Source organism: Mesorhizobium sp. J8 (genome assembly GCF_016591715.1).
Lineage (GTDB): Bacteria > Pseudomonadota > Alphaproteobacteria > Rhizobiales > Rhizobiaceae > Mesorhizobium.
In genome coordinates this window covers 2,360,874-2,386,403 of record NZ_AP024109.1, presented here as the reverse complement: position 1 = coordinate 2,386,403, position 25,530 = coordinate 2,360,874, and the positions used below count along the sequence as shown (strand labels likewise).

The 25,530-nt window shown below is 64.0% G+C and carries 25 protein-coding genes; 12 read left to right on the top strand and 13 right to left on the bottom strand.

The genetic code is table 11. From position 1 onward, the window contains the following. Positions 1-45: 45 nt before the first annotated feature. A complete protein-coding gene (cysS, locus tag MJ8_RS10950) occupies positions 46-1,497 on the bottom strand; it encodes a cysteine--tRNA ligase (RefSeq protein ID WP_201414378.1) in 1,452 nt (483 codons plus the stop codon). 392 nt (positions 1,498-1,889) lie between these two features. Between cysS and MJ8_RS10945 the strand changes: the two genes are divergently transcribed. After that, on the top strand, positions 1,890-2,045 hold the full coding sequence (locus MJ8_RS10945) for a hypothetical protein (RefSeq protein ID WP_140755187.1): 156 nt from the start codon (positions 1,890-1,892) through the stop codon (positions 2,043-2,045). Between the two features lie 165 nt (positions 2,046-2,210). On the opposite strand, the gene MJ8_RS10940 is transcribed toward MJ8_RS10945, so the two are convergent. Beyond that, positions 2,211-2,972: an SOS response-associated peptidase gene (locus MJ8_RS10940; protein ID WP_201414377.1), complete on the bottom strand. Its 762-nt coding sequence runs from the start codon at positions 2,970-2,972 to the stop codon at positions 2,211-2,213. Between the two features lie 117 nt (positions 2,973-3,089). On the opposite strand from MJ8_RS10940, the gene MJ8_RS10935 reads away from it, so the two are divergent. From MJ8_RS10935 to MJ8_RS10915, 5 genes are all read left to right on the top strand, one after another. Next, a complete protein-coding gene (locus MJ8_RS10935) occupies positions 3,090-3,515 on the top strand; it encodes an NUDIX hydrolase (RefSeq protein ID WP_201414376.1) in 426 nt (141 codons plus the stop codon). A gap of 71 nt (positions 3,516-3,586) precedes the next feature. Beyond that, positions 3,587-3,964 (top strand): TIGR02301 family protein, encoded by a 378-nt coding sequence (locus MJ8_RS10930; RefSeq protein WP_201415391.1) that lies wholly within the window; start codon positions 3,587-3,589, stop codon positions 3,962-3,964. Positions 3,965-4,319: 355 nt separating this feature from the next. Then, positions 4,320-4,577 carry a hypothetical protein gene (locus tag MJ8_RS10925; RefSeq protein WP_040984202.1) on the top strand — a complete coding sequence of 86 codons (258 nt, stop codon included), beginning with the start codon at positions 4,320-4,322 and terminating at the stop codon, positions 4,575-4,577. 60 nt (positions 4,578-4,637) lie between these two features. Next, complete coding sequence (locus tag MJ8_RS10920) at positions 4,638-5,603, top strand: IS481 family transposase (RefSeq protein ID WP_201410648.1); 966 nt, start codon at positions 4,638-4,640, stop codon at positions 5,601-5,603. 230 nt (positions 5,604-5,833) lie between these two features. After that, entirely contained in the window at positions 5,834-6,625 is a 792-nt protein-coding gene (locus MJ8_RS10915; RefSeq protein ID WP_201414375.1) for a hypothetical protein, read from the top strand. Between the two features lie 5 nt (positions 6,626-6,630). Here MJ8_RS10915 and MJ8_RS10910 read toward each other — a convergent pair whose 3' ends face one another. Further along, a complete protein-coding gene (locus MJ8_RS10910; RefSeq protein ID WP_201414374.1) occupies positions 6,631-7,962 on the bottom strand; it encodes a dihydroorotase in 1,332 nt (443 codons plus the stop codon). Between the two features lie 84 nt (positions 7,963-8,046). Between MJ8_RS10910 and MJ8_RS10905 the strand changes: the two genes are divergently transcribed. The 3 genes from MJ8_RS10905 to MJ8_RS10895 all read left to right on the top strand — a co-directional run bounded on the left by MJ8_RS10905 (position 8,047) and on the right by MJ8_RS10895 (position 11,753). Continuing rightward, positions 8,047-8,910 (top strand): YgfZ/GcvT domain-containing protein, encoded by an 864-nt coding sequence (locus MJ8_RS10905; protein WP_201414373.1) that lies wholly within the window; start codon positions 8,047-8,049, stop codon positions 8,908-8,910. Further along, positions 8,910-9,548, top strand: coding sequence for a YfbR-like 5'-deoxynucleotidase (locus MJ8_RS10900; RefSeq protein ID WP_201414372.1), 639 nt, complete (start codon positions 8,910-8,912; stop codon positions 9,546-9,548). Before MJ8_RS10905 ends, MJ8_RS10900 begins: the two co-directional genes overlap by 1 nt. A gap of 63 nt (positions 9,549-9,611) precedes the next feature. Continuing rightward, positions 9,612-11,753: a putative bifunctional diguanylate cyclase/phosphodiesterase gene (locus MJ8_RS10895; RefSeq protein WP_201414371.1), complete on the top strand. Its 2,142-nt coding sequence runs from the start codon at positions 9,612-9,614 to the stop codon at positions 11,751-11,753. Between the two features lie 12 nt (positions 11,754-11,765). On the opposite strand, the gene MJ8_RS10890 is transcribed toward MJ8_RS10895, so the two are convergent. Continuing rightward, entirely contained in the window at positions 11,766-12,683 is a 918-nt protein-coding gene (locus MJ8_RS10890) for a fatty acid desaturase family protein (RefSeq protein ID WP_201414370.1), read from the bottom strand. Between the two features lie 84 nt (positions 12,684-12,767). On the opposite strand from MJ8_RS10890, the gene MJ8_RS10885 reads away from it, so the two are divergent. Then, complete coding sequence (locus MJ8_RS10885) at positions 12,768-13,697, top strand: LysR substrate-binding domain-containing protein (protein WP_201414369.1); 930 nt, start codon at positions 12,768-12,770, stop codon at positions 13,695-13,697. Positions 13,698-13,780: 83 nt separating this feature from the next. Then, entirely contained in the window at positions 13,781-14,173 is a 393-nt protein-coding gene (locus MJ8_RS10880) for a RidA family protein (RefSeq protein ID WP_201414368.1), read from the top strand. Positions 14,174-14,207: 34 nt separating this feature from the next. On the opposite strand, the gene MJ8_RS10875 is transcribed toward MJ8_RS10880, so the two are convergent. The 7 genes from MJ8_RS10875 to MJ8_RS10845 all read right to left on the bottom strand — a co-directional run bounded on the left by MJ8_RS10875 (position 14,208) and on the right by MJ8_RS10845 (position 22,703). Beyond that, a complete protein-coding gene (locus tag MJ8_RS10875; RefSeq protein WP_201414367.1) occupies positions 14,208-14,480 on the bottom strand; it encodes a DUF3303 domain-containing protein in 273 nt (90 codons plus the stop codon). A 168-nt stretch (positions 14,481-14,648) separates the two neighbouring features. After that, the gene (locus MJ8_RS10870; RefSeq protein ID WP_201414366.1) at positions 14,649-16,112 is read right to left on the bottom strand and encodes a RimK family protein; all 1,464 of its coding nucleotides are present in this window, start codon (positions 16,110-16,112) and stop codon (positions 14,649-14,651) included. A 4-nt stretch (positions 16,113-16,116) separates the two neighbouring features. After that, complete coding sequence (locus MJ8_RS10865) at positions 16,117-17,214, bottom strand: GNAT family N-acetyltransferase/peptidase C39 family protein (RefSeq protein ID WP_201414365.1); 1,098 nt, start codon at positions 17,212-17,214, stop codon at positions 16,117-16,119. A 157-nt stretch (positions 17,215-17,371) separates the two neighbouring features. After that, positions 17,372-18,319 carry an IS630 family transposase gene (locus tag MJ8_RS10860; RefSeq protein WP_201410559.1) on the bottom strand — a complete coding sequence of 316 codons (948 nt, stop codon included), beginning with the start codon at positions 18,317-18,319 and terminating at the stop codon, positions 17,372-17,374. A gap of 149 nt (positions 18,320-18,468) precedes the next feature. Continuing rightward, positions 18,469-19,260, bottom strand: a complete 792-nt coding sequence (locus MJ8_RS10855; protein WP_201414364.1) for an anti-sigma factor family protein — start codon at positions 19,258-19,260, stop codon at positions 18,469-18,471. Further along, positions 19,257-19,775, bottom strand: a complete 519-nt coding sequence (locus tag MJ8_RS10850; RefSeq protein ID WP_040984221.1) for an RNA polymerase sigma factor — start codon at positions 19,773-19,775, stop codon at positions 19,257-19,259. Before MJ8_RS10850 ends, MJ8_RS10855 begins: the two co-directional genes overlap by 4 nt. 138 nt (positions 19,776-19,913) lie before the next feature. Then, positions 19,914-22,703 (bottom strand): DUF2339 domain-containing protein, encoded by a 2,790-nt coding sequence (locus MJ8_RS10845; RefSeq protein WP_201414363.1) that lies wholly within the window; start codon positions 22,701-22,703, stop codon positions 19,914-19,916. A gap of 262 nt (positions 22,704-22,965) precedes the next feature. Between MJ8_RS10845 and MJ8_RS10840 the strand changes: the two genes are divergently transcribed. Further along, positions 22,966-23,430 (top strand): NUDIX domain-containing protein, encoded by a 465-nt coding sequence (locus MJ8_RS10840; protein ID WP_201414362.1) that lies wholly within the window; start codon positions 22,966-22,968, stop codon positions 23,428-23,430. Positions 23,431-23,443: 13 nt separating this feature from the next. Here the strand turns inward: MJ8_RS10840 and recO are convergent, their stop codons facing one another. Further along, positions 23,444-24,202 (bottom strand): DNA repair protein RecO, encoded by a 759-nt coding sequence (recO, locus tag MJ8_RS10835; protein WP_201414361.1) that lies wholly within the window; start codon positions 24,200-24,202, stop codon positions 23,444-23,446. A gap of 198 nt (positions 24,203-24,400) precedes the next feature. Continuing rightward, positions 24,401-25,462, bottom strand: a complete 1,062-nt coding sequence (locus MJ8_RS10830) for an aromatic ring-hydroxylating oxygenase subunit alpha (protein WP_201414360.1) — start codon at positions 25,460-25,462, stop codon at positions 24,401-24,403. Positions 25,463-25,530 lie beyond the last annotated feature (68 nt).

Sequence of the window (25,530 nt, the reverse complement as noted above, 5' to 3'; positions counted from 1 at the left end):
CGCCTCGCGTCGTCCTCTCTAGTCCTGTCTCGCTGGCATCGACCCTCACCTTTTGATCTCCCAGGTCGTCACGCGCTCGCCCGTCGCGGGATCCTTGCCGTCCTTCAGTTGCACGCCCTGCGCCAGAAGCTCGTCGCGGATGCGATCCGCCTCGGCCCAGTTCTTGGCCGCGATCAGCGCCAGACGATCCGCGATTGCCTTGGCCACCGCCGCCTCGTCCACCTTGGCCGCGCCCGTATCGAAGCCGAGGAAGGCCAGCGCTGCCTTCAGCGAAGCGGCAGCGCCATTGCCGGCATCGCCGCCAAGCTCGACCGCCTCTCCGGCGAGTTGCGTCAGCCGCTGGAAGGCGGTATAGGTGGCGAGATCGTCGGATAGCGCTTCCACCACCTCGCCCGGCAATTCTTGTGCCGCCGCAGGCGCAAGATCGGCGGCGCGCTTCCATTTGCGGAGCGTGTTTTCCGCCTCCTCCAGCTTGCGCACGGAAAAGTCGATCGGCTCGCGGTAGTGCGTCATCAGCATCGCCAGCCTGAGCACCTCGCCGGGCCATTTCCTACCGCCAAAGGTCTCGGTCTCCAGCAACTCGTGGATCGAATAGAAATTGCCGAGGCTCTTCGACATCTTCTGTCCCTCGACCTGCAGGAAGCCGTTGTGCATCCACACATTGGCCATGACCTTGGTGCCGTGGGCGCAGCGCGACTGGGCGATCTCGTTCTCGTGGTGCGGGAAAATCAGGTCCAGCCCGCCGCCATGGATGTCGAAGACCTCGCCCAGATAGGCGGCCGACATGGCCGAGCATTCGATGTGCCAGCCGGGGCGACCCCTGCCCCACGGGCTCTCCCAGCCGGGCTCTTCGGGGCTCGACAGTTTCCACAGCACGAAATCGCCGGGGTTCTTCTTGTGCGCGTCGACGGCGATGCGCGCCCCGGCCTGTTGTTCGTCGAGATTGCGCTTGGAGAGCTCGCCATAGTCCGGCATCGAGGCGGTGTCGAACAGCACCTCGCCGCCGGCGACATAGGCGTGGCCGCGCTCGATGAGCTGCGCAATCAGCGACAGCATGTCGGCCTTGCCGTCGACACGGGGCGCGACGAACTCGGTGGCGCGCGGCTCGTAGGTCGGCTGCAGGCAGCCAAGTGCCGCGACATCTTTGTGGTATTGGTCGGCGGTCTTTTCGGTGACCTTGCGGATGGCATCGTTGAGCGAGAGCTTCCCGGCCGCGATCTCATCGCCAAAATCGCGCAGCGCCCTGGCGTTTATCTTGTCGTCGACATCCGTGATGTTGCGCACATACGTGACGTGGCTTTCGCCGTAGAGATGCCGCAACAGGCGGAAAAGCACGTCGAAGACGATCGCCGGCCTGGCATTGCCGATATGGGCAAAGTCATAGACGGTCGGACCGCAGACATACATGCGCACATTGCGCGGATCGATCGGAACGAAACGCTCCTTCGTCCGCGTCAGCGTATTGTAGAGGCTGAGGCCCTTCGATGCGTCAGACATGCGGTCCCGGTTCCTTGGTTTGGGTTCACTGGAACCAGGTCCGCGCGCAAGACGCAAATCAGGCTCCAGCCTGCTGGCCGGGGCGTTTTTTCCGATCTGGGGAAAGATGAGCGAAAACGTCCGGACCAGCGCGAGGCTAGCCAATAATGCAAATGCCACAAATGGCGAAAGACGTTTTCATGGGCGGCTTTATCGCGCCGGCAGGTGTTGCCGTCAAGTCGCTCGCCTTAGGAAAGATGTCGTTGGGTCACAGGTAAAAACAGGCCGAAACATTTTATTAAACATGTCGGCACAGTGATGAAACATTCGCCGGCTAGACCGCCAGATGTCACGATTTGGTCGGAATCGGCCGCCAAACGCTGAACACGAAACTGTTACCAGGGAAGAGAATCATGGCTCGCAGCAAGCAGGAACAGAACCGACAAACGCAGCCGGCCCTCGCCAGCCACTACCGCGCGATCGGCCCGGCGGCCATCGTCGCCGCCCTTCTCCATACCGCGAAGAAGAAGAAGCCCGCGCAGAAGATCGTCTCGCCGCGCGCTGCCTGAAAAGGCAAGACCGCCACGGTCCCCGACGACGGGGACGCTGGCGATGAGGGCGCCAAGGGCGCCCTGGAGATGAAGGCCCCAAAGCAGCCTTTCGAGGCAGCCTTCTGTTGGACGGTTCGACGCAATCCCGAACGGAAAGCCGCCCCACACTTTTCCTGGAATGCTTTAAAACAGGCTCATCTGGTTTTCGTCCGCGCCAGGCTTCTGGCGCTTGGGCTTTTCGGCCTGAAGCGAAACGATGCCGCGCTCCTGGATCTCCGGCCCTGTGTTGGCGACCTTGTTGACAAGGTCGGAAACCGGTATCGCCTCGAAGAAATCGGGCTCCGCAGGCTTCAGCAGATCGAGCACGTGGCGCGGCTCCTGCGTACGGCAATCGAGCCAGCGGGCGAAGTCGCGTTCCTCGATGACCACCGGCATACGATCGTGGATATGGGCAATGCCGGCATTGGCCTCGGTGGTGATGATCGCGCCGGTGTCCATCTCGGAACCGCCAGGCTCGGAGTAAGTCTCGATCAGACCGGCGAAGGCGACCACGCCGCCGCGCCGCGGGCGGATCCAGTAGGGCTGACCCTTGGCCGAGCCCGACTGCCGCCACTCGTAGAAGCCCGATGCCGGCACAAGAGCGCGGCGGTGGCGCATGGCGGTCTTGAAGGAGGCTTTCTGCAACACGCCTTCGGCGCGGGCGTTGATGAGCAGCGGAAACGCTTTGGTGTCCTCGACCCAGGCCGGAATCAGGCCCCAGCGCACCAGCATCGCCTGGCGGTCGGGCAGATTCGAGCCGGGTTCCCGCGCCGGGCCGGCAAGCGCCATCAGCACCGGCTGCGTCGGCGCGATGTTGTAGCGCGCCGGAAATTCCTCGAGTTCGGCAACGCCGAGAAAGGCTGCGGTCTGGTCCGGCGTGGCGGTCAGGGCAAAGCGTCCGCACATGGATCTGGGCTCATCAATTGACGGGCCATGAAAGTGGCGATGGAACCGCCGCGCCGCAACGGCTAAAGCTGGATTCGCCCAATCGGTCCACAAAAGGCTGCAGAAAGACCGGCACGCATGGAACAGCGCAAGATCATACCGGCCGTTTCCGTCGCCGTGGTGCGCGACGGCACCGTGCTTCTGGTCAAGCGTGCGCGGGCGCCATCGCAAGGGCTCTATGCCTATCCCGGCGGCAAGGTCGAGCCGGGCGAGACGCTGGCTGAGGCGGCGGCGCGCGAATTGCTGGAAGAAACCGGGCTCGAGGCGACGGACTATCGCCCCTTGCGCGACATCCATATCGACGGCCAGGCGGAAAACCACGCGGTCGATTATCTGCTGACAGTGTTCGGCGCCGCCTATGCAGGCGGCGAGCCCGTGGCAAACGACGACGCCGAGACCGCGGCATTCTACACGCTGGCGGAGATGGCGGGGATGCCGCTTGCCGGCGACGTGTTCTCGGTCGCCGAGGAGTTGCTCGGACCGTCGCAAGGCGCGAGGCGGTGAGCGTCCAGAACGGCCTTGCGGACGCCAAAATGTTTCGCCACAAAGCCCTGCCCTTTCATCGCAAGGCTTTGATGACCCGCGCCTCCGCTTTTCTCGCCGCATGCCTCGCTGTCAGCATCGTTGCGGCGCCACTTCCGGCGCGCGCCGCCGAGGCGCCTTTCGAGCCCGGGCTGATGCGGCTGGCCGAAGTGCTCGGATCGCTGCATTTCCTGCGCAATCTCTGCGGCGAGAAGGGCGACCAGTGGCGGGTCCAGATGGAAAAGCTGCTCGAGTCGGAAAATCCCGATCCCGACCGGCGCGCCCGCTTCATTGCCTCGTTCAACCGCGGCTATCGCTCCTTCAGCGGCATCTATACGCAATGCACGCCTTCGGCGACCGAGGCCATTGCCCGCTACATGAAGGAAGGCGAGACGCTGTCGCGCGACATCGCCTCCCGCTACGGGAATTGAGCCCGGCTCGGCCAGCGGCGAGGTTTTACGCAGATTTTTTGCCGCAATCGGCGTCAATGTGAGGTGCCTTATTGTCTCCTGTCCCGGTCTGGTGCAATCATGTGTTGCGCTTGCGCAACAGTGTTAATGAAACGTTAGCGTGCAATTGCGGAATTAACTCAAACTGAAGGTTTTGATGCCGCAAGCCGGTCTAATCGGCTAAGCTCGGCATCGATTGAGGGCAGTCTCGCCGACAATGTAGATTTCGACCGCAAAAATGTCGCATTTACAAAGACTTAAGTGAGGCTGCGGACGAACTGGCAGACCAAGCCGGATCCATCGGTCGGATCGCCGCTTGCAGAAGGTGGACATCGCAATGGAACATGGTGTCAGCGACATCGACGCGTTGGTCAGGGAAGAAAAGCGCCTGACCGCCGTGGAGAGCCACAGCGAAGCTTGGGCGGAAGGCCTGTCGGCTGGCATCGAACCGGAAATCATCGCCGAGGCAGCACTGGAGACGGCTTTCGGCGAGATGCTGCGCGCCAATGGCGAGACCTCGGCGCTGGCGCTGCTCGACCGCATGCGCGAGAAAGTGATCGCCGGCGCGTTCGAGCCGGAACGGCTGAAGCACTAGGTGTCTAGTCCCGGAGTGTGGGGGAATCAGTCAAGCTGATCCTTCATTCAGGGATGAGCTATGGGACAGATACTCCACGGCAGCGCCACGACCACGCACGCCATCCGAGCAGCGATACAGCGATCGGAGGCTCCGCTCAAAGAACTCGCAGCGCAGCACGGTCTAAATCAGAAGACTGTCGCCAAGTGGCGAAAGCGGGCCTTCGTCCATGATGCGCCGATGGGTCCGAAGATTGTACGCTCCACCGTTCTGACGGCTCAGGAGGAGGCGATGATCGTCGCCTTCCGCAAGCATACGCTGCTGCCTCTGGATGACTGTCTCTATGCGCTGCAAGCGACAATCCCGCACCTGACGCGGTCGTCCTTGCATCGTTGCTTTCAGCGCCACGGGATCAGCCGCCTACCCGAGGTCGCCGGCGACAGGCCGGCCAAACAGCCCTTCAAGCGCTACCCGATCGGCTATTTCCACATCGACATCGCCGAGGTTCGAACCGAAGAGGGTAAGCTCTACCTATTCGTGGCAGTGGATCGGACCTCGAAGTTCGCTTTCGCTCGGCTGATGCAGAAGGCGACCACAGTCACTGCAAGAGCTTTCCTCGACGAATTGGTCGAAGCCGTCCCCTACAAAATCCACACCGTGCTCACCGACAATGGCATCCAGTTCGCCGACCTGCCCAAGAACCGGAATGGCCCTACCGCGCGTTGGCGCGGCCATCCCTTCGACCGGACCTGCTGGAGGCATGGCATCCAGCACCGTCTCACCAAACCCAACCATCCATGGACCAACGGTCAGGTCGAACGGATGAACCGAACGCTAAAAGAGGCAACTGTCCGGCGATATCACTACGAGACCCACCGACAACTTGAAAATCACCTTGCTGCCTTCCTCAACGGATACAACTTCGCCAGGCGGCTAAAGACCCTTCACGGCCTTACACCTTACGAAGCCATCTGTGCGGCATGGGCCAAACAGCCAGAAAGGTTCCGGCTCAATCCCGTCCACTTGACCTCGGGACTGAACACCTAGAGCATTTCACCGTTTCACGGAAACGGCGAAATGCTCTATCTCCTTGTTTTTACGCAATTCCGGGCGGAAAACCGCTCACACTTTTCCTGGAATTGCTCTAGCTCCCTTTTCGATAGCGACTTTTTGAGAGTGACTTTTGACGGGCGCGCGCCGTTTGGGCATCATGCCCGTGCTCTTGATTGCTCAGAGCGCTGCTCGGATCAGGCCGGATAACAATGGAGAGGCATGCGGTGAGATTTTCGATGTCAGGCCGGCCGCGCGGGCAGGCCCTCAGCATCCTGATCGCCGCTTCCTGCCTGGCGCTGCCGCTCTGCCTCGCCAGCACGCCTTCCTACGCGCTGAGCGAGATCCAGCGCGAGGACCTGCCCTCCCCGGTCGTCCCGCCCGCCAATAGCGACAGCGCCACACCCGGCGCCACCGTGCCGGTGCCGGAGGCGCCCGGCACCAAACCCGTGGACGGCGGCCAGCCGGCCGACGACACGGACAAGCAGGAACCGGAAACGCCGCCGGCCAATGGCGGCATCACCAGCCCGCGCGCCGATCCGGACGCACCGCCGCCCGCGGTCGTCTACGACCTCAACACGCTTCCCGAACCGGTCAAGCGCATGCATGGGCTGATCATCGAGGCCTGCAAAAGCGGCGACATCGAGAAGCTGAGGCCGCTGATCGGCAAGGGCGATTCCATGACGCAACTGTCGCTGGGCGACATCGACGGCGACCCTGTCACCTTCCTCAAGGGCCTCTCGGGCGACGGCGACGGCCAGGAGATCCTCGCCATCCTGGAAGAGGTGCTTTCGGCCGGCTATGTGCATGTCGACACCGGCACGCCGCAGGAGCTCTATGTCTGGCCGTATTTCTTCGCGCTGCCGCTCGACAAGCTCGATCCCAGGCAGCGCGTCGAATTGTTCAAGCTGGTCACGGCCAGCGACTATGACGACATGAAGCAGTTCGGCGCCTACATCTTCTACCGCGTCGGCATCACGCCGACGGGACAGTGGCTGTTCTTCGTCGCCGGGGATTGAGCGCTTTAAACCGGCGGCGCCTCGGAAAACTCGACTGCCCTGCCCTGGCCCGGCGTCACGATCTCGCCTTCCCACATGACGCGCGCGCCGCGCACGATGGTGCCGACCGGCCAGCCCGTCACTTGCTTGCCGTCATAGGGCGTCCAGCCGGCCTTGGAACCGGCCTGGGCGTTGGTGATGGTCTCGCGCCGCTTCAGGTCGACGACCGTGAAGTCAGCATCGTAGCCGGCGGCGATGCGGCCTTTCCTGGCCATGCCGAAGATGCGCTGCGGACCGTGGCTGGAAAGGTCGACGAAGCGCTGCAGGGTGAGCCGCCCGGCATTCACATGGTCGAGCATGATCGGCACCAGCGTCTGAACGCCCGTCATGCCGGACGGCGAGGCCGGATAGGTCTTCGCCTTCTCGGCCAGCGTGTGCGGCGCATGGTCGGAACCAAGAACATCGACGATTCCTTGCCCAATGCCATGCCAGACGCCGTCGCGGTGGCGGGCGGCGCGGACCGGCGGGTTCATCTGGAGCAGCGTGCCAAGCCTGGCATAGTCGTCCGCCGTCAGCGTCAGATGATGCGGCGTGGCCTCACAAGTCGCGACGTCCTTGTGCTGTTCGAGGAAGACGATCTCCTCGGCCGTCGAGATGTGCAGCACATGGATGCGCGCACGCGTCTGCCTGGCGATGCGCACCAGGCGCTCCGTGCAGCGCAGCGCCGCGACCTCGTCGCGCCAGACGGGATGCGACGACGGATCGCCTTCGACACGCTCGCCGAGACGTTCGCGCAGGCGGAATTCGTCCTCGGAGTGGAAGGCGGAGCGGCGGCGGGTGTTGCGCAGGATCGACGCGACGCCTTCGTTGTCCTCAACCAGAAGGTCGCCGGTGGACGAGCCCATGAACACTTTGATGCCGGCCGCTCCCGGCAACCGTTCCAGTTCGCCGACATCGCGAGCATTGTCGCGCGTGCCGCCGACCCAGAAGGCGAAGTCGCAATGCATGCGGTTCGTGGCTCGCCGCACCTTGTCGGCAAGCGCGGCCTCGCTGGTGGTCAAAGGATTGGTGTTCGGCATCTCGAAAACGGCGGTGACGCCGCCCAGTACCGCCGCGCGAGAACCCGTCTCCAGGTCCTCCTTGTGCTCCAGCCCCGGCTCGCGGAAATGCACCTGGCTGTCGACGACGCCCGGCAGGATGTGCAGGCCGGTGCAGTCGATGGTTTCGCCGGCCGAAGCCTGGCTGAGATCGCCGATCCGTGCGATGCGTCCGCCCTTCACGCCGACGTCGCGCCGACCCTCGCCGTCATGGTTGACCACGGTGCCGCCTGTCAGGATGAGGTCGAAGGTGGTTGCCATGGACAGGTCCAATCTCTTGCGGGGGGAGTGTGGCCGGCTTACGTAATGGCCAAACGTTTTGCAAGATCAGGCCGATTTACGCTCATGCCATTTGCCCGCATCAAAGACCGCGCGCTCGTTTCCGTGTCAGGCCCCGATGCCGAGCACTTCCTGCAGAACATCCTCACGACCGACCTCGATACGCTGAAGCCCGGCGAGGCAAAGCCCGGTGCGCTGCTTTCGCCCCAGGGCAAGATCCTGTTCGATTTCCTGATCTCGCGCGCCGGCGACAGCGGCTTCCAGTTGGAATGCCGGGCCGAGATCGTCGACGATTTCGTGCGCCGGCTGATGCTTTACCGGCTAAGGGCGAAGGCCGAGATTGCTAAGCAGGATCAGGTGCTTGTCACTGTCGCGTGGGGTGATGATTCAACCGCCTCACTTTCCGATTCAAGCGCGCTTGTCGACACGCGGTTCCAAGATATCGCGGTTAGGCGCATTTATGGCGGCGAGGCGCGGGACGGTGGCGACCCGAATGGCTGGCTGAACATGCGCATTGGCTACGGCATTGCAGAAAGCGGCTCCGACTACCAGCTTGGCGACGCCTTCCCACATGACGTGCTGCTCGACGAGACCGGCGGCGTCGGCTTCAAGAAGGGCTGCTATATCGGCCAGGAAGTGGTCTCACGCATGCAGCATCGCGGCACCGCGCGGCGCCGTGTCCTGATTGCGTCGGCCGATAGCCCCCTGCCCGCGACCGGTATCGAGATCACCGTTGCCGGCCGGCCGGTAGGCGTGCTCGGAACTGTCAGCGGCCGAACCGGTCTTGCGATCGCCCGCATCGACCGCGTCAAGACGGCAGTCGATGCCGGTGAAACCATCATGGCCGGCGACGTTCCTGTGACACTAGCCATACCCGCCTGGGCGAAATTCTCCTTCCCGCAGGAAGCGGTCAGCGCGGAGGAGGCCTGATGGCGGCCGATCGCGCCGGGGCGCCGCCGCGCGCCTGGCAACGCATGCTTTCGGGGCGGCGGCTCGACCTGCTCGACCCTTCGCCGCTCGACATCGAGATTGCCGACATCGCGCACGGCCTTGCCCGCGTGGCGCGCTGGAACGGCCAGACCCGCGGCGATCACGCCTTCTCCGTCGCGCAGCATTCGCTGCTGGTCGAAGCGCTTTACGGCGAATTGGCGCCCGAGGCCACGGCCGAGGCGCGGCTCGCGGCACTGCTGCACGATGCACCCGAATATGTCATCGGCGACATGATCTCCCCGTTCAAATCGGTGATGGGCGGCTCCTACAAGGACTGCGAATTGCGCCTGCAACGCGCCATCCATCTGCGTTTCTCTCTGCCGGCGGAGCTTAATGCGGCCCTGCGCAAGGACATCAAGCGCGCCGACCAGATCGCCGCCTATTACGAGGCGACGCTGCTGGCCGGCTTCTCGACGGCGGAGGCGACCGAATACTTCGGCCGGCCGCGCGGCTTCTCCGCCGACCGCTTCGACTTCACGCCAAAATCCGTGACCTGGGCGCAAACGGCTTTTCTGAAGCGGTTCAAGGCGCTGGAGGCCAAGCGCCAGTCTTCACTTGTGGTAAATTCAGTCCCATAAGAACGCTAAATTAACCGGCTACCGGGACAGTATTGCGTTCGGTCACGGTCCGAAGGCGTGCTCATGCCCGGCGCTCATGTCAAGACGGCCTCCACCGCCGGCAAGCGAAGAACGGCCGCTATTGGTCCGGCACGGCGGATCGCGGAAGAATTACGGGCCCAGAACGAGCGCTTCGCGGCGGCTGTCGAGAACATGTCGCATGGGCTGTGCATGTTCGACGCTGACGAGCGGATGATTATCTGCAACCGCAACTACATCGACATCTTCCGCCTGGACGCCAAAGTGGTGAAGCCAGGCATTCCCTTCTTCGACATCCTGCAGCACAGCGTCGACATCGGCATCGCTTCGCAGAGCGCCGGCGAGCTTTATGCCATCCGCAAGCCCTATATCGACGGCGCCAAGCCTTCGACCTATGAGGAAATCCTGTCGGACGGACGCATCATCGTCATTTCGCACCGGCCGATCGCCGTCGGCGGCTGGGTGTCAATCTACGAGGATGTGACGGAGCAGCGGCGCGCTGAAGCCGAACTGAAAGAGCAATACCGCCGCTTCGACGCTGCCTTGGCCAACATGTCGCAAGGCCTGCTGATGTACAGCGCCGAGGGCCGTCTGATCGTGCGCAACCAGCGCTTCCTCGAGCTGTGCAACGCGAAGGCCGCGGATTTCCCGCTCGGCATGACGCACGGTCAGATGCTGGCGAAACTCGTTGCTCTCGGCATCTTCATGCCCGTCGAAGTCGACATCGAGGTGGGGAAGACGAAGGCGGCCCTGGAGGCTGGCCAGTCGCGCTCGAGCTATCGCGAACTCGTCGATGGCCGCACGCTGTTTGTCTCGCGCCGTCCGCTCGCCGGCGGCGGCTGGGTTGCCACCTTCGAGGACGTGACCGAACGGCGCCGTGTCGAAGAGCGCATGACGCATCTTGCGCATCACGACACGCTGACCAATCTGCCCAACCGCTCGATGTTTCGCGAAAAGCTGGATCAGGCGCTTGGCGAGGCCAATGCCAAGCCCTTGGCGATCCTCTCGCTCGACCTCGACCGCTTCAAGGCCGTCAACGACACGTTCGGCCACCCGGCCGGAGACTGGCTGCTGAAATGCGTCGCCAAGCGGCTGCAGCATGCAGTGCGCGGCAGCAAGGACGTGGTGGCGCGCTTCGGCGGCGACGAGTTCGCCATCATCCAATCGGGCATCAAGAGCGCCGCCGACGCCGAAAAGCTCGCCAAGCGCATCGTCGAGATCGTCGGCAAGCCCTATCGCGACAAGGGGCGCGAAATGCATGTGGGCGTGAGCCTCGGCATCGCGGTCTATCCTGGCGACGGACGCGACGCCGACACGCTGCTGACCAATGCCGACATGGCGCTCTACCGGGGCAAGAGCGAAGGCCGCAACGTCTATCGCTTCTTCGAGCCGGGCATGGATGCGCTGATGCGGGAGCGCCGGGCGCTCGAGGCCGATCTCGAAGCAGCACTTTCCAAGCGCGAATTCGAGCTGGATTTCCAACCGATCCTCGACATCGGCTCCGGCAAAATCGTCGGCGCGGAAGCCCTGATGCGCTGGCGCTCGCCGTCGCGCGGCCTGGTATCGCCGGAAAACTTCATCCCCGCCGCCGAGGAGACCGGATTGATCGTGCAACTCGGCGACTGGGCGCTGCGCAAGGCGTGCAACGTCGCCGCCAATTGGCCTCGTGACATGCGCATGGCCGTCAATGTCTCGGCCGCGCAGATCAAAAGCGGCGGCTTCGCCCGCAGCGTGATCTCGGCGCTCGCCTTTTCCGGGCTGCCCGCCAACCGCCTGGAGCTCGAAATCACCGAAACGGTGATGATGGACGAAAGCGACGCGGTGCTGAAGACGCTGAGCCAATTGCGCGGCCTTGGCGTGCGCATCGCGCTCGACGATTTCGGCACCGGCTATTCTTCGCTCGGCTACCTCCGGCGCTTCCCCGTCGACAAGATCAAGATCGACCGTTCCTTCATCCGCGACCTCGACAGGCGAGACACGGCAGCGATCGTGCGCACGGTGATCGGCCTCGGCGCCGAGCTCGGCATCACCGTCACCGCGGAGGGCGTCGAGACCGAAGCGCAGCTCGACATGCTGCGCAAGGCCGGTTGCGGCGAGGCGCAAGGCTACCTGATCGGCGTGCCGAGCAAGGCGTCCGACATCGGCCGGCTGCTGCATTCGCAGGCGCTGCAGCGCCAGTCGGGCTGAGCAGGCGCTCCGTCAGCGTAGCGCCCCGACATATTTCTCGTGGAAGCTCACATAGCCGGGCTCGATCACTTTGAGATGCCGCTCGATCAGCCGGTGGAATTCAGGCAGCCGGTGGAACGGCACGCCGGGATAAGCGTGGTGCTCGGCATGATAAGGCATATTCCAGGCGAGCTTGCGCACGAACCAGTTGGTCAGCGTCGTGCGGGTGTTCTCCAGCATGTTGGCGACGAAGGGACAGCGGCCGTGCTCGGCCAGCAGATAAAGCCTCAGGAACGGCTGGCCGAGCAGCGCCGGCACGATCCAGACAGTGAGCAGCACCGACGCCTTGAACCAGACCGCGAGCGCCAGCAGGACGACATAGAAGGCGATCATCGCCCGCGCCTCGGCCTTCACTTTCGGCAGACCCTTCGGCGGCACGTAACTGTCGCGGCAGCGCCCCATTGCATTGGAGTAGAGCGTCTTGAAATGGCCCCACCATACCGGCAGGCCGGAGACGTGGACGATATATTGCCGCATCGTCTCGGGCTTTGGGAAGGCGAGTTCCGGATCGTTTTCGGGATCCTGGGTGAAGCGGTGATGGGCGAAGTGGAAGTAGCGGAACCAGTCGGCCGGCAGCGCGATCATGAGGCTGCAGAAGCGCGCAATCGCATCGTTCAGCCACTGTGTTTCGAACGCCGTCCTGTGCACGGTCTCGTGCAGCAAGGTGAACAGGAAGACGATCAGGACGCCCTGCGGCAGCATCAGGACCGGCCAGAACGGCACTCGTGCCGCGATCAGCGCACCAAGGACGACGATCGCGCCGAGATGGAGCGCGAACTGGAGAAGGCCCGGCCCATCGGATTTACCGGTCAGCCGGCCGCGCTCCTCGTTGGTCAGCGAGGCTATCACCTGGCGATGGTCTACGGTTTCGTGATGATCGATTGCGTTCATGCAGCCATGGTACCCAGAAAGAAACCTTTCGAAAAACGAGGATTTCTGCGAAACAGATAAGGTAAGCTTATCTTTTGGATTGCCATGGTCGCTCTTCCCTCCTTGCGCGGACTTCAGGCCTTCGAAGCGGCGGCGCGCACGGGCAGCTTTGCCGCCGCGGCGGAGGAGCTGTCGATTTCGCCTGCCGCCGTCAGCCAGCTTATCCGCACCGTCGAGGAACAGATGGGGCGAAAGCTGTTCCACCGGGTCAACCGGCGCGCGGTGCTGACCGAGGCCGGGGTGGAGATGCTGCCGAGGCTCAGCATGGCCTTCCGGGAAATCGGCAGCGTCGCGCGTGATGTCGGCGGCGGCGCGTTCCGGCCGAGGCTCGTCATTTCGGTGCCACCTTCCATGGCGATGGGCTGGCTTTCGGAGCGGCTCGCCGGCTTCGTCGCATCGCATGGCGCCGCCGACATATCGCTGAGAGGCGACGACGATCCGGTGCCGTTCGATCATGAATTGATAGACATCCGCCTCTCCTACGGTCCGCACTATCGGGAACATCCGACCGAGGAGATCGTCAGGGACGCCGTCTATCCCGTCTGCGCGCCGACGCTGGCCGGAGCGACGGGATCCGACGGCCTTGTCGGCATGCCGCTGATCCACACCGACTGGGGACCGACCGGCGCTTCCTTTCCAACCTGGCGCAACTGGTTCGAGGCGGCCGGCATCGAGCCCGGCCGGACCGCGCAGCGCGGCCTGTCGGCCAACTCATCGCGGGCGGCGCTCGACCTCGCCATTTCGGGGCTGGGCGTGGCGCTGGCGCAAGGCATCTATTGCGCCCGGGCGCTGGAGGATGGCAGACTGGTGCTTGCTGCCGCGCAATCCCTGGAACTGCGCCAACCCTATTGCCTGACGATCCCCGAACGCAGCGCAAGACGCGATGTCGTGGGCGCGTTCCGGGAATGGCTGGTCGAGGAATGCGTGCGCGCGGTCAACTCACCGGCGCTCGGCACCCAGTCATCAACGGACTAATTCAGGGAATCACAGCGGCGGAGCCCTCACTACCGTCGTTGCCCGCCTTGCTTTCAGTCAAACGCAGTAACAGGAGATCTTTGATGTCGCTCGAACTCATCAATCCGGCGGATCTGCCGGTTCCGGAGATGTATACGCAGGTGGTCGTCGCGACGGGATCCAAGCTGGTGTTCATCTCGGGTCAGCAGCCGGAAGACATAAGCGGCAAGCTCGTCGGGCATGGTGATTTTGCCGCGCAGGTGCGCCTGGCATTCGCCAATCTCGGCAGGGCGCTCAGCGCTGCCGGTGCCCGGCCTGACCAAGTCTGCAAGATCACGGTCTACATCGTCGACTACGACCGCGATGAGCACGTTCCGATCATCGAGGACGCGCAGATTTCGTTGTTTGGAGATCACAAGCCGGCGAATGTGATCGTCGGCGTGGCAATCATGTCCCCGGGCTACCTGATAGAGGTCGACGCGATAGCGGTCATTTGACGAGGAGACCGGAAGCTACGCGCCGAGAGGGCTTTCACAGATGCGGCGCCAGAGCCGCGACCATATCCTTGCTCGTCGCCACCGGAACGATCTCGAACTCGACCAAGTCGTTCCACTCGATGGCCCAGCGTTGCAGGATCGTGACGTCGTCGGCCTCCACCAGCAGGAAGCAGCGGCTCATGTCGGCCGCAATCCAGGAGTGGTGGACGACGAGCTCGTCGGGCTTCAGCCGGCCCTTGTCGCGAAAGCGGCGGTAGATTTCCTTGCGGTCCGCGCCGTGAAAGTCCTCGATCACTAGGAACAGCATTCGTTTCCCTCGGTTTGAGTGATTGGGAATTGGGGAATTGAAGGACTGAAGAACTGAAGAACTGAAGAATTGAAGAATTGAAGTGTCTGGCGGAACCACCCTTGCGTTATCAGTCCATCAGTTCCTAATCCCTTCAGTTCTTCAGTTCTTCAGTTCCTCAGTTCCCCTCTACTTCTCCGGCCTCTCCAGGCGCTCCAAGAACCACTGCGTCAGCCGCACCCAGAGCTCGTCCTTCTCGCCGGAATCCTCCCAGCCATGGTCGAGGTTGGGGTTGTCGTTGACCTCGATGACGAAGACGCCGTCCTTGGTTTCCTTGAGGTCGACGCCGTAGAGCCCGTCACCGATGCATTTTGCCGCCCGCACCGCCGTTTCGACGACATGCGGCGGCGTCTGCTTCAGCGTGAAGGTCTTGATGCCGCCCTGGTCGGGCTTGCCGCTGGACTTGTGGTTGACGATCTGCCAGTGCTTCTTCGCCATCAGGTAGTGCACGGCAAACAGCGGCTGTCCCCCGAGCACGCCGACGCGCCAATCATATTCGGTCGGGATGAATTTCTGCGCGATCAGGAGATCGGAATCTTCCAGCCATTCGGTCGCAAGCTTGGTGAGCTCCGCCATGCTCTCGCACTTCTTGACGCCGCGCGAGAAGGACGAATCCGGGATCTTCAGCACCAGCGGGAAGCCCAGCGTCTGCGCCGCCACTTCGAAGTCGGACGTGCCGGCGATCATCACCGTCGGCGGCACCGGCACCTTGTTGTAGGTCATCAGCTCGTTGAGATAGACCTTGTTGGTGCAGCGGATCATCGACAGCGGATCGTCGATCACCGGCATGCCTTCCTGCTGAGCACGGCGCGCGAAGCGATAAGTGTGGTTGGAGATCGACGTGGTCTCGCGGATGAACAGCGCGTCGTAATTGGCGAGCTTGGCGAGGTCCTTCCTGGTGATCGGCTCGACTTCCACGCCCATCTTCTCGGCGATCCTTGCCCAATAGCGCAGCGAGGAGATTTCCGACGGCGGCAATTCCTCATGCGGGTCGACCAGCGTCGCGAACGTATAGCGCGCCGGCGTGCGGCCCTTGGTGTCGCGCCACTCGCGATTGGTGTAGGTGTCCAGGCATTGCAGGAAGAACTCTTCCTCATCCTCGGTCATGCGGGCGAGCGGCAGGAAGCCGATCTTGCGGATCGAGGCCCATTCGGCGCTGTCCTTAATATGGACCTCGAGCGCCGGCGCGCGGAACCAGTCGAACAACAGCTTGGCGAAACGGTCCCACACTTTCGACGGTCCGATGCCGAAGAAGATCGCGACCTTCGCCGGAAACGCCCCGCCGAGATCCTTGCGACATTTGTTCAAGGCAAGCTCGAGCTCCGGCAGCGCGTGCTCGTAGAGTTTGCGCTCCGAAAGGTCGATCATCGTCTCAACCGTCGGGATCACCCGGTGGCCGCGCGAGCCGGCGAGCAGCGAGGCATAGTAGCCGCGGCTCTGGTAGCCATAATTGTTCGACAGGTTGATCACTTTCGGCCGCTGGCCGCGAAACAGCGCCGGATGCGCGAGATAATCGCGGTTGGTGATGATCTTGTGAGGTGTGGCCACCTGATCGATGTCGTTCTGCCTGCCTGTCAGGATAACCCAGGTCATTGTCTCAGCGTTTTCCCAGAGTGATGGCCGCGCGCAAGCCGTCGCGGCCGAACTGCGCCATGTTCATGAAGATGTCGTAGGGCACCGGAATGTTCGCGGCATCGAGGATCGTTTCCTGCCTCTCATCCTCGACCCAGGGGTCGTGGATCAGGATATGGTCGCCATCGTCGCCGATGGCCAGCACCCAGTGCGGCACCTTCTTGCCGAACATCAGGAAGCCGCTGATCAGCACCACCACCAGCTTGCCCTCGGCCAAGGCGTTCCGAATGTCGCCGATGCCGAACGGACGGTAGTTGACAGGGATGCCGTAAAGCTCGGCGCGGCGGCGAAAATCGACCTGGGCAAGCTCCATCACCCGGCGCTTGTCCTCGCTCCTCACCGATTGCAGGAACAGCGCGCCGTAGAAGGAGACGAATATCTCGGCGGCAAGGCCGCTTTCATAGCCGGCGACGGCCAGGCCGAAGGGCTCGCAACCGCCGGGACCCGACATCATGAAGACCGTGGTGGCCTCGCGCCACAGACGGATTTCCATGACCGGGTCGGGCACGAAGCCACGGTCGAAATTGGCCATCGCCATCATCAGACAGCACGGGCCGCAGGTGAACTCGCAGGTCTGCTGGTAGAACGGCACGTTGGTCGCGGTCGGCGTGTCGCCGCGCAGCGTCTTTTCATAGCGCAGCGCCGTCGCGCCATCCTCGTAATAATCGGGCTCGCGGCCCAATTTCCGGTAGCCGGCTTTTTCGTAGATGCGGATAGCGCGCTGGTTGTCCTCGCGCACTTCGAGGCGCAGCAACAGCCGGTCGTGCTCGAAGGCCGCTTCCTCGGCGGCGGCCAGCAGAAGCCGGCCGATGCCGAGACGGCCGAAGAAGGGACCGACGGCGATGGAATAGAGCCGCGCCACGCCGCTTCCCTTGCGGAACAGCACCACGGCATAACCGGCGACGCGGCCTTCATTCTCGGCCACCAGCATCTCGGCGGTTTCGCGTTCGATGAACTGGCGGAAGGAACGGCGCGAGAGCCTGTCGCCCGGAAAAACAGCCTTCTCGATGGCGGCGAGGTCATCGACGTCTGACGCGCGGGCCTTGCGGATCTCGGCAGGCATGCGGGCTTGGGAGAACCTCGATTGGGTTTAAGAAACGGCCCCGGTGGATGCGTCGCGAATACTGGCCGAAGCGGCAGTATCCATCAAGCGCTATCGCTCCTTGATTAGGGCCGAATTGTGACAGCTTCCGCGGCGACAGCAGAGGGCCTAGAGTCTTTCATGTTTTGACGGAAGCGTATCCGGCGTTTTCGAAGTAGTTCTTGCATTCGGCTGCCTCGATGGCTTCGACGAGGTGGCCGATGTGTCGCCAAGTGTCCTCGACGGTGCGTTTCTGCGCCTGGCGCATCCAGTGCTTGATCTTGGCGAAGGCCTGCTCGATCGGATTGAGGTCCGGTGAGTAGGGCGGCAGGTACCAGAGCCTGGCGCCAGCGGCTTTGATCATCTGCCTGATGGCCGCCGACTTATGGCTGCCCAGGTTGTCCATGATGACGATGTCGCCGGGCTTCAGCACGGTGATGAGCTGCTGCTCGACATAGGCGCGGAAGCATTGACCGTTGATCGGTCCGTCGAAGACGCAAGGTGCCGCGAGCCGATCACAGCGCAGCGCGCCGAGGAAAGTCAGCGTGCGCCAATGACCATGTGGAGCCAGGCCGCGCAGCCGCTTGCCCTTCGGCCCCCAGCCGCGCAGGGGAGCCATGTTGGTCTTGATCCAGGTCTCATCGATGAAGACCAGGCATTGGGGATCGAGGCCGGCCTGCCAGGATCGCCATCGCTGGCGCCGACGGGCAATATCGGCACGTGCCTGCTCAAGGGCGAACAGCGTTTTTTTGAAGCTTAGCCCTTCGCGGCGCAGGAACTGCCACACCGCATTGTGCGAGACCTTGACCCCGCGCGCGGCCAACTCGTCCTTCAGCCGATGTAGCGACAGATCAGAGGTCTGGTTGATCCGCTCCACGATGAAGGCTCGATGCGGTTCCAGAACCCGCTTACGGTGGCCACCCATCTTGCCCGGCGCCACCGAGCCGGTTGCCTGATGACGCTGCAACAATTTCACGGCTGTCGAATTTGCGATACCGAACCGCTTGGCGGCCGACCGGCGGCTCTCGCCACTCAAAACCGCCGCAACAACCCGCTCGCGTAAATCATCGGAAAGAGGTCGAACCATCAGATGCTGGCCTCCTATCCAGCCAGCATCTTGAATCACAAATCAGGCCGAGCGGGAATCCCCTCCGATTCAATCAAGCTATGAAACGCTCTAGCGTTTGAACAGAATTGCCGTCCAAAGGACTGCCGGCCGCCGAAAACGCAGGCGATTCAGCTCGATATGCCGGCCACGAGCTGGCCATAGGCGCTCTTTGCGACATCCGACAGGCGCTCGGGCGGCAACGAGCCGACGACCGCGCAGGCATAGCCCTTGTCCAGCCAGTAGACAGCCTCCGGTCCGCCGGCCTTGGCCGCGTAGGTGCCCTTGGATGTCTCCGACGATTCGGCGGTGACATAGAGCGAGATGCGCTCGCCCTTGGCGTCCTCATAAAGCAGCATCGCCGCCTTCCCCTGGTCACCGGCCGGCAGCAGCCGGCCGCCGACGAGATCGAAGCCCTCGGCCGCCAGATCGGGCGCCACCAGTTTCAACCCGACACGGTTCGACAGCCAGGTCTGGAGATGATCCTTGTCGCTTGCCGGAACCTCGACGGCGTGACGCTTTTCCGCGGCGTAGATGACGTGGGCTGCGATCGCCTGCTCGGCAAGCTGGTCGTCGCCTTCGTCACGGGCGATGCTGTCGATTCCGGCGACATAGCCGCCGAGCCCGCCGACCGCGAGCATCACGGCCGCGGCAGCCGACAGCCACCAGCGCGATCGCCAGGCCGGCGCCTTGACGGGCACCTCGCCAAACACCGCCTGCCGCAATCTCGCCGGCACCGGCTCGTCCATCACGCCCGCGAAGGCGGCGCGCATGGCGGCGCGGTCGGCAATGTAGCGCGCGGATTTCGCCTTCATTTCGGGATTGGCCTCGAGCCAAGCGTCATAGGCCATGCGCTCCTCGCCCGGCAGTTCGCCGTCGAGGGCCATATGGATATCGCGTTCGGAGAAATCGCGGCGGGTCATTTCTCGACGATCCTTATCGAGCGTCGGCGCGATGTGTCGTCGAGCAATCCTCGCAATTCCTCGCGGCCACGCGCGATGCGCGACATCAGCGTGCCGGCCGGCACCCCAAGGATGTTGGCGGCCTCGGCATAGGAAAAGCCCTCGATGGCGACCATCACCAATGCCGCGCGGCGATCGGGGCTGATCGCCTGCAGGGCATCCATGATCTCGCGCGAGGCGATGGTCTCGACCTGATCGGCGGGCGCGGCTTGGGCTTCTCCGGCTTCGAGAGGCAGCATCGCCGCCTCGCCGCGCCGGTTGACCTTGCGCATCTGGTCGATGAACAAGTGATGCATGATCGTAAACAGCCACCTCCGGGGGCTCTCTCCAGTCTGCCAGTTGTCGAGCCGCACAAGCGCCCGCTCCAGGCAATCCTGGACGAGATCGTCGGCGGAATCGCGCTCGCGCAGCAACGAGCGCGCATAGCGCCGCAACCGCGGTATTTCGCTCAGGATCGCTGCCTTCTTGTCGTCCATGACCTTGTTTCGAGGTCGCTTTCCATCCCGATAGAACGCGCCTTCCCGGCGCGGCGCAAGCAGTCAGCGCGAAGCGGCCGAACCGCTGCGATTACCCAAGCACGTGAATAACGCTGGCGCGGGCCGGTTTATTCCCGGCTATCCGCTTGTTTCCGGCAAGTTTTCGGTCCTGCCCCTAGCCGCCCGCGTCAGCAGCCGCTGGTAGAACAGGCCGATACCGATCAGCACGGCGCCGAGGCCGATGAAGGAGAGCGCGCGCAGCACGCCTTCAAGCTCCGACATGTCGAAGAGGAAGACTTTCACGACCGCGACCGCGATCAGCACCGCGGACGCTATGCGCAGCACCTGCGATTTCAACCAGACGCCGGCGGTGAGCAGCGCCACGCCGATGACCAGCCAGAGCGCCGAGTAAGTGTAAGTCTCGAGTTGCCCGAGCCCGCTCCACAAGGCGATGAACTCGCCCTTGAACAGGCGGCGCACCGAGAGCGTGGCGTAGGCGAAGGCAAGCAGCGCGGCGATCAGCGCCAGCATCGCCGAATACCATCGCGGGCGCTTGTCGCGGACATAGAGGGCCAGCGCACCGGCGGCTACTGCCGGCAACAGATAGGCGAGGAACAAGAGGTTGAAGACCGGGATCGTGCCGGTCGACTCGTCCGTCAGCAGCGGGTTCAGCGCCACGAAATGCTGAACCGCGATCAAGCCTGCCGAGACCACGCCGGCGGCCATCGAGCCATAGCGCAGGACCGAGCTCGGCGCGCGCATGTCGATGGCGACGAGGATGGCGCCGGCGCCAAGCGCGATCAGCGTATAGATCGCCTGTTCGGCGAGCGTGACCGTGCCGGTGTCGATGACGCCGCCATGCATGGCGTGGCGCACCAGCATGGCGATGGTGAGCAGGGCGAACAACGCCGATGCCGCTTCCATGGCAAGGCGCGGCCGGCCGTTGGTGGTGCGGGCGAGCTGCCAGGCGGCGAAGCCGAAGGCGAGTGCCGGCACGCCATAGCCGGGCAGCAGCCAGTTGAAGACCGGCGTCCGGGAGAGAAACGCCGCGCCGACGATGGTCGGGTCGAAGGCGACGCGGCCGAGCACGGCGACCGCCGCACCCACCGCGATCCAGCCAAGCACGGGGTAGGAGCGCCGGCGCGTGGTCAGCACCGGGACGATCGCGGCGGCTCCAAGCAGCACGGTCGTCCAGCCGGAGCCGAAGGCCATGTGCAGCATCAGCAGGCCGGCGACGCCGGCGCCGGCAAGCGCGAAGGACACGGCCGGGCCGCCAGTCAACGGCGGCTCCTCGGCGCGCGCGATCCACTCGCCGCCAGCGCCAAAGGTCAGCACCAGCAACAGCGCGGGCAGCGCGTAGCCGAGGTCGCGATCGATATCGCCGAAGGTGAGCCACAGCGCGGTCAGCACCACCAGCGGGGCAATGACGCCCCAGGCCGCCCAGCAGGCCGCGCGCCGCGGCGCGGTGGCGGCGAAGCGGCGCGCGGCCCAGAAGCCGGCGGCGAGGAAGATCAGTCCAAGCGCGGCGCCGATGCGGAAGGTCAGCGCGTCGGACGACGCCAAGGGCTGGGCGTCCAACCCGACATCGAGCGCATTGGCGCCGATCGTGGCGGGCGGGATTATGCCGAGATAGATCAGCACGGTGGCGATGCCGGCGGCGAAGACCAGCGGCAGCGCGCGCGGCCGGTAGAGCGCCACCGCGACCAGCGCAACCAGCAGGACGGCGCCGTGCAAGGCATCGCCGGCGCTGGCAAAAGCCGGATCGACGGACAGGCCCAGCGCACTCAGGGCGATGAAGAAGCCCGGCACGATCGATGGCCAGTCGACGCCGCGCGCCGCAGCGTCGCGGCCAGTATGCAGGAAAAGCCCAAGCCAGACGAAGGCAAGCACGGCCAGCGTCGCCAGGCTGATGAACAGGACGGCGGCCAGGTTCACGTCCGGCGCGTCGATCATGTAGAGAATGGTCCAGATGCCGGTGCCGACGAACGCGGCGGCCACCAGCGCCTTCCAGTCGCGGATGCGGGCGGTTGCCGCGGTGGCCGCAAGCACGATCGCCAGATAGACGAACAAGGCCCAGGGATTGGGCGCCTGCGAGGCGACCAGCGCCGGCGTGACCATCGCGCCGACGAGACCGATGCCGGCCAGCGCCAAGCCGTGCACCAGCGAAGCGCCAATGGTCGCGACGCCGATGACGCCAAGCAGCACAAAGGCCGTCGCCGAACCGATGAAGCCATAGATGCCGTGCGCCGCGTAGACCGTGCCGAACAGGATGAAGGCGCCCGCCGCCGTGAGGATCGAGGGGATATAGGCGCCGGCAGCGCCCTGCACCGGCACCTTGAAGCCGGTGCGGCGGATGAATTCGGCGCCCGCAATCAGCGCCAGGCCGAGGATGCCGGCCATCGTCAGGCGCACGCCGGGGCCGAAGACGCCGGCCTCGATGGTGAAGCGGATCAGGAACAGGCCGCCTAGCGCCAGCGCGATGCCGCCGACCCAGACCGCCCAGCGCGTGCCCAGCGCCGTCTCGACATCGGTCTCGCCCGCCGCCTTGGCGGGCGCGGGCGACCCTGCCGCGGGTGTCTCGGCCACGGTGGCCGGTTGCGCCGGTTCGATCGGCCCGGCGGATTGCGCAGGGGCAGCCTTGCCCTTCGTCCAGGGCCCGGCCCAGGTCTCGCTTTCGGCGACCTCGGGTGTCGCCTCCTCGGCCACAGCTGTGCCATCAGCCAATGGCGCTGCAGGCGCCCCGGCTGCTTCCTCGGGAAGACCTTTCTGCGCGGCGTCCGTTGGCTTGTGTGGGGACAGCGAAGCACCCTGCACCAAGCCGCGCAGGACGCCGAGCTCGCGCTCGACCAGCGCGATGCGGTTCTGCTGTCGGGACACGATGACGAAAAGCGCTATGACGGCGGCAATGGCGATCAGGCTGAAAAACATGGCGGTTTCCCTCAAAACCAGACCAGTCGTGGCCAACAAATGCGGCAATGGGACGACTGGCGCAAATCAGCGTCTTGGCGACTAACAAATCGGGCCGGCTAACAAGATCGAGCATGTTTCACGGCCGATTGCCAGCAACTTGCCCGGTTATCCAATGGCGTGCCGCCGAGGCTGTCGGCATTCAGACGAGATTGCGTGACCTCGTCCGCGCAATACTCGTGCTATTCTCGCGCGAACAAAGAAAAATGTCGCGAGGTGACCGATGCCGCAGCGAAGTGCGGGGCTGCTCATACACCGGCGCATTGCCGGTGTGTTCGAATTCCTGCTCGTCCATCCCGGCGGGCCGTTCTGGGCCAGAAAGGATGAAGGCGCCTGGTCGATCCCGAAAGGATTGATCGGCGACGCCGAGGACGAGCTCGAAGCCGCCAAACGGGAAGCCGAGGAGGAACTCGGCATCGCCATCGACGGCGATTTCCGCCCCCTCGGCAGGTACAAGCAGCCGGGCGGCAAGATCGTCATTGCATGGAGCGTCGAGGCGGATATCGATGCAAATGCCGTCAGGAGCAATATGTTCACCATGGAGTGGCCGCCGAAATCGGGACGCATGAAGGAGTTCCCCGAAATCGACAAAGCCGGCTGGTTTTCTCTGCCAGAAGCCGGCGTCAAGATCCTCAAGGGCCAGCGCCCCATGCTCGATGATCTCCTGGAGCGGCGCGGCGCGGATTAAGGCGCTTGCCTCTCTATCCTGCCTCGCCGACAATCGCCTTCACCGCGGCATGATGCCGACGCAGCGCCGCGAGGAAGCCGGCGCGGGCGTCGGGCGGCTCGAGGCCGCGCGGCTCATAGACATGGCGGGTGAAGAAGAAGCCGCTCAGCCGGAACGCGTCTTCCAGCGCTGCCGCGTCGGCGCGCAAGCCGGAGCCGCGCTGGAGGAAGGCCGGCAGCGCCAGCATCTTGTCGTGCCAGGGCGCGCCGGCCTCGCGCGACACGGCGCGTCCGGATTTCGGCGAGACATAGGCGAGATCCTGCCTGGTGCCGGTCGCCGCGCATTGGCTGAGGTCGAGGCCGAAGCCCAGCTCATCGAGGATGAGCAGCTCGAAGCGCGCCACCAGCTCGCCCGCGGCATCGGCATCGCCCAGATGAGAGATCATCACGGCAAGCGCCTCGTAAAGCCCGCCATGGGCGTCGCGCTCGGGCAGGAGTCTCAGATGCGCGGCCATGGTCTGCAGGCCGTAGACGGCGACCGCGCTGTCCATGAGCCGCGCCGCATTCATCTCGATCGCCTCGGCCTGGAAGACGCCGAGATGCTCGTCGAGCCGCGCCCGCCACAGAAGATCGACCCGGTTGCCGGGCTGCAGCACCGGCTGCTGCTTGCGCGAGCGCCCGCCCCGCACCAGGCCGAGATGGCGGCCATGCGCGCGCGTCATCACCTCGAGGATGGCGCTGGTTTCGCCATGCTTGCGGGTGCCGAGAACGATTCCCTCGTCGCGCCATTCCATGGGCTTGAGCTTTTCACCTGTTGAGCGGTGAAATCAAGGACACGAGCAGCCCGCCAGCCAATTGTCGGCTTTGATGCTCGTTGGAGACCTTCATTGGTCGCTCCCGAATGGCAGCAATGCGTCTCCAACCGGACGTTCAGGCAAAATTTGATCAAGCAGGAATGCTGACTCCTTCGGCTGCGCTCGGCGCCGTGGTGGTCACAGTCCCAGTGCCGCAGCGACCCGTTCTTGGAAATACTGCACGCCCCGCTCATGCCGCCCCGAAAGCGGGCCGGAGCTATAGGCCCCTGCGGCATAGTTGCGGTGCGTATCGGCGCAGATAGTGTAGTCCTCGCGTACCACGGCCAGGGTGCCTTGCACGGATTTCGCCCTGCTCTCGGATGCTTCTGCAGAGGTGTCGGCAAAGAAGAAATAGTAGTGCTGGTCTGTGTGATGTGGTGAGGTCGGGTTGATCCGGCTAACGTTCATGCCGCCATCGAAAAGCGACAGCGTCCAGTTCGGCCACATCCAAAGCCATTTGCCGCGATAGAACAGACCGTCTTTTGGCGGTGCGGTCATCCGGACATAACCGGGATGGGCGGTGGTCTGGAAAGCTTCGAAGTCGATGGCAGCGTAGAACGAGGGATGCGTGCCGGGGATGTGGTAGCCTTCGACGAAATTGTCGGTGTAGATTTTCCAGTTCGCCGCAAAGCTGACAGTGGCCTGATCGGTGGCGGCATAGCTCTCCAACGGCTCGTCCGCCAGTTCGGCGGGCAGAGAGCCAAGTTGATCCAGAAGACTTTCCTTCGGGTCGAGTGCCGCGAAGAGCAGCCCGCGCCATTCGGACAATTGCACCGTCTCCAGCGGCCAGTCCTCGGCGATGATCGCGGGATCCTTGCCATACCACGGGGCCTGCACCAGCCGTCCGGTGTCGGCAAAGGACCATTTGTGATAGGGACAAACGATCAGCCCACATTTGCCCGCGCCATCGGCCAGAAGTTTCGCCCCCCGGTGGCGGCAGACGTTCTTGAATCCGCGCAAGGTCCCGTCCCGGCCGCGGATGGCGAAGATCGGCGTGCCGGCGATGTCGATGGCAAGGTATTGACCGGACGACGCGACCGAGGCGACAGGCCCCATGAATTGCCAGGTGCGCGCGAAGATGTTGGACCGTTCCTGCTGCCAGATATCATCGCGGACATAAAGCGACGGGTCCAGGTTCAGGTATTGCACGGGCGGAGTGTGGAATGTCGGGTGGTCGGGTCGCAAGTTATCCTGCGTCATAGGGTAATCTCCAGCTGCGGCAATCCTGTCGTAGGCGGGGCGACATCGCAAGGGAATTGGCTCCCCTG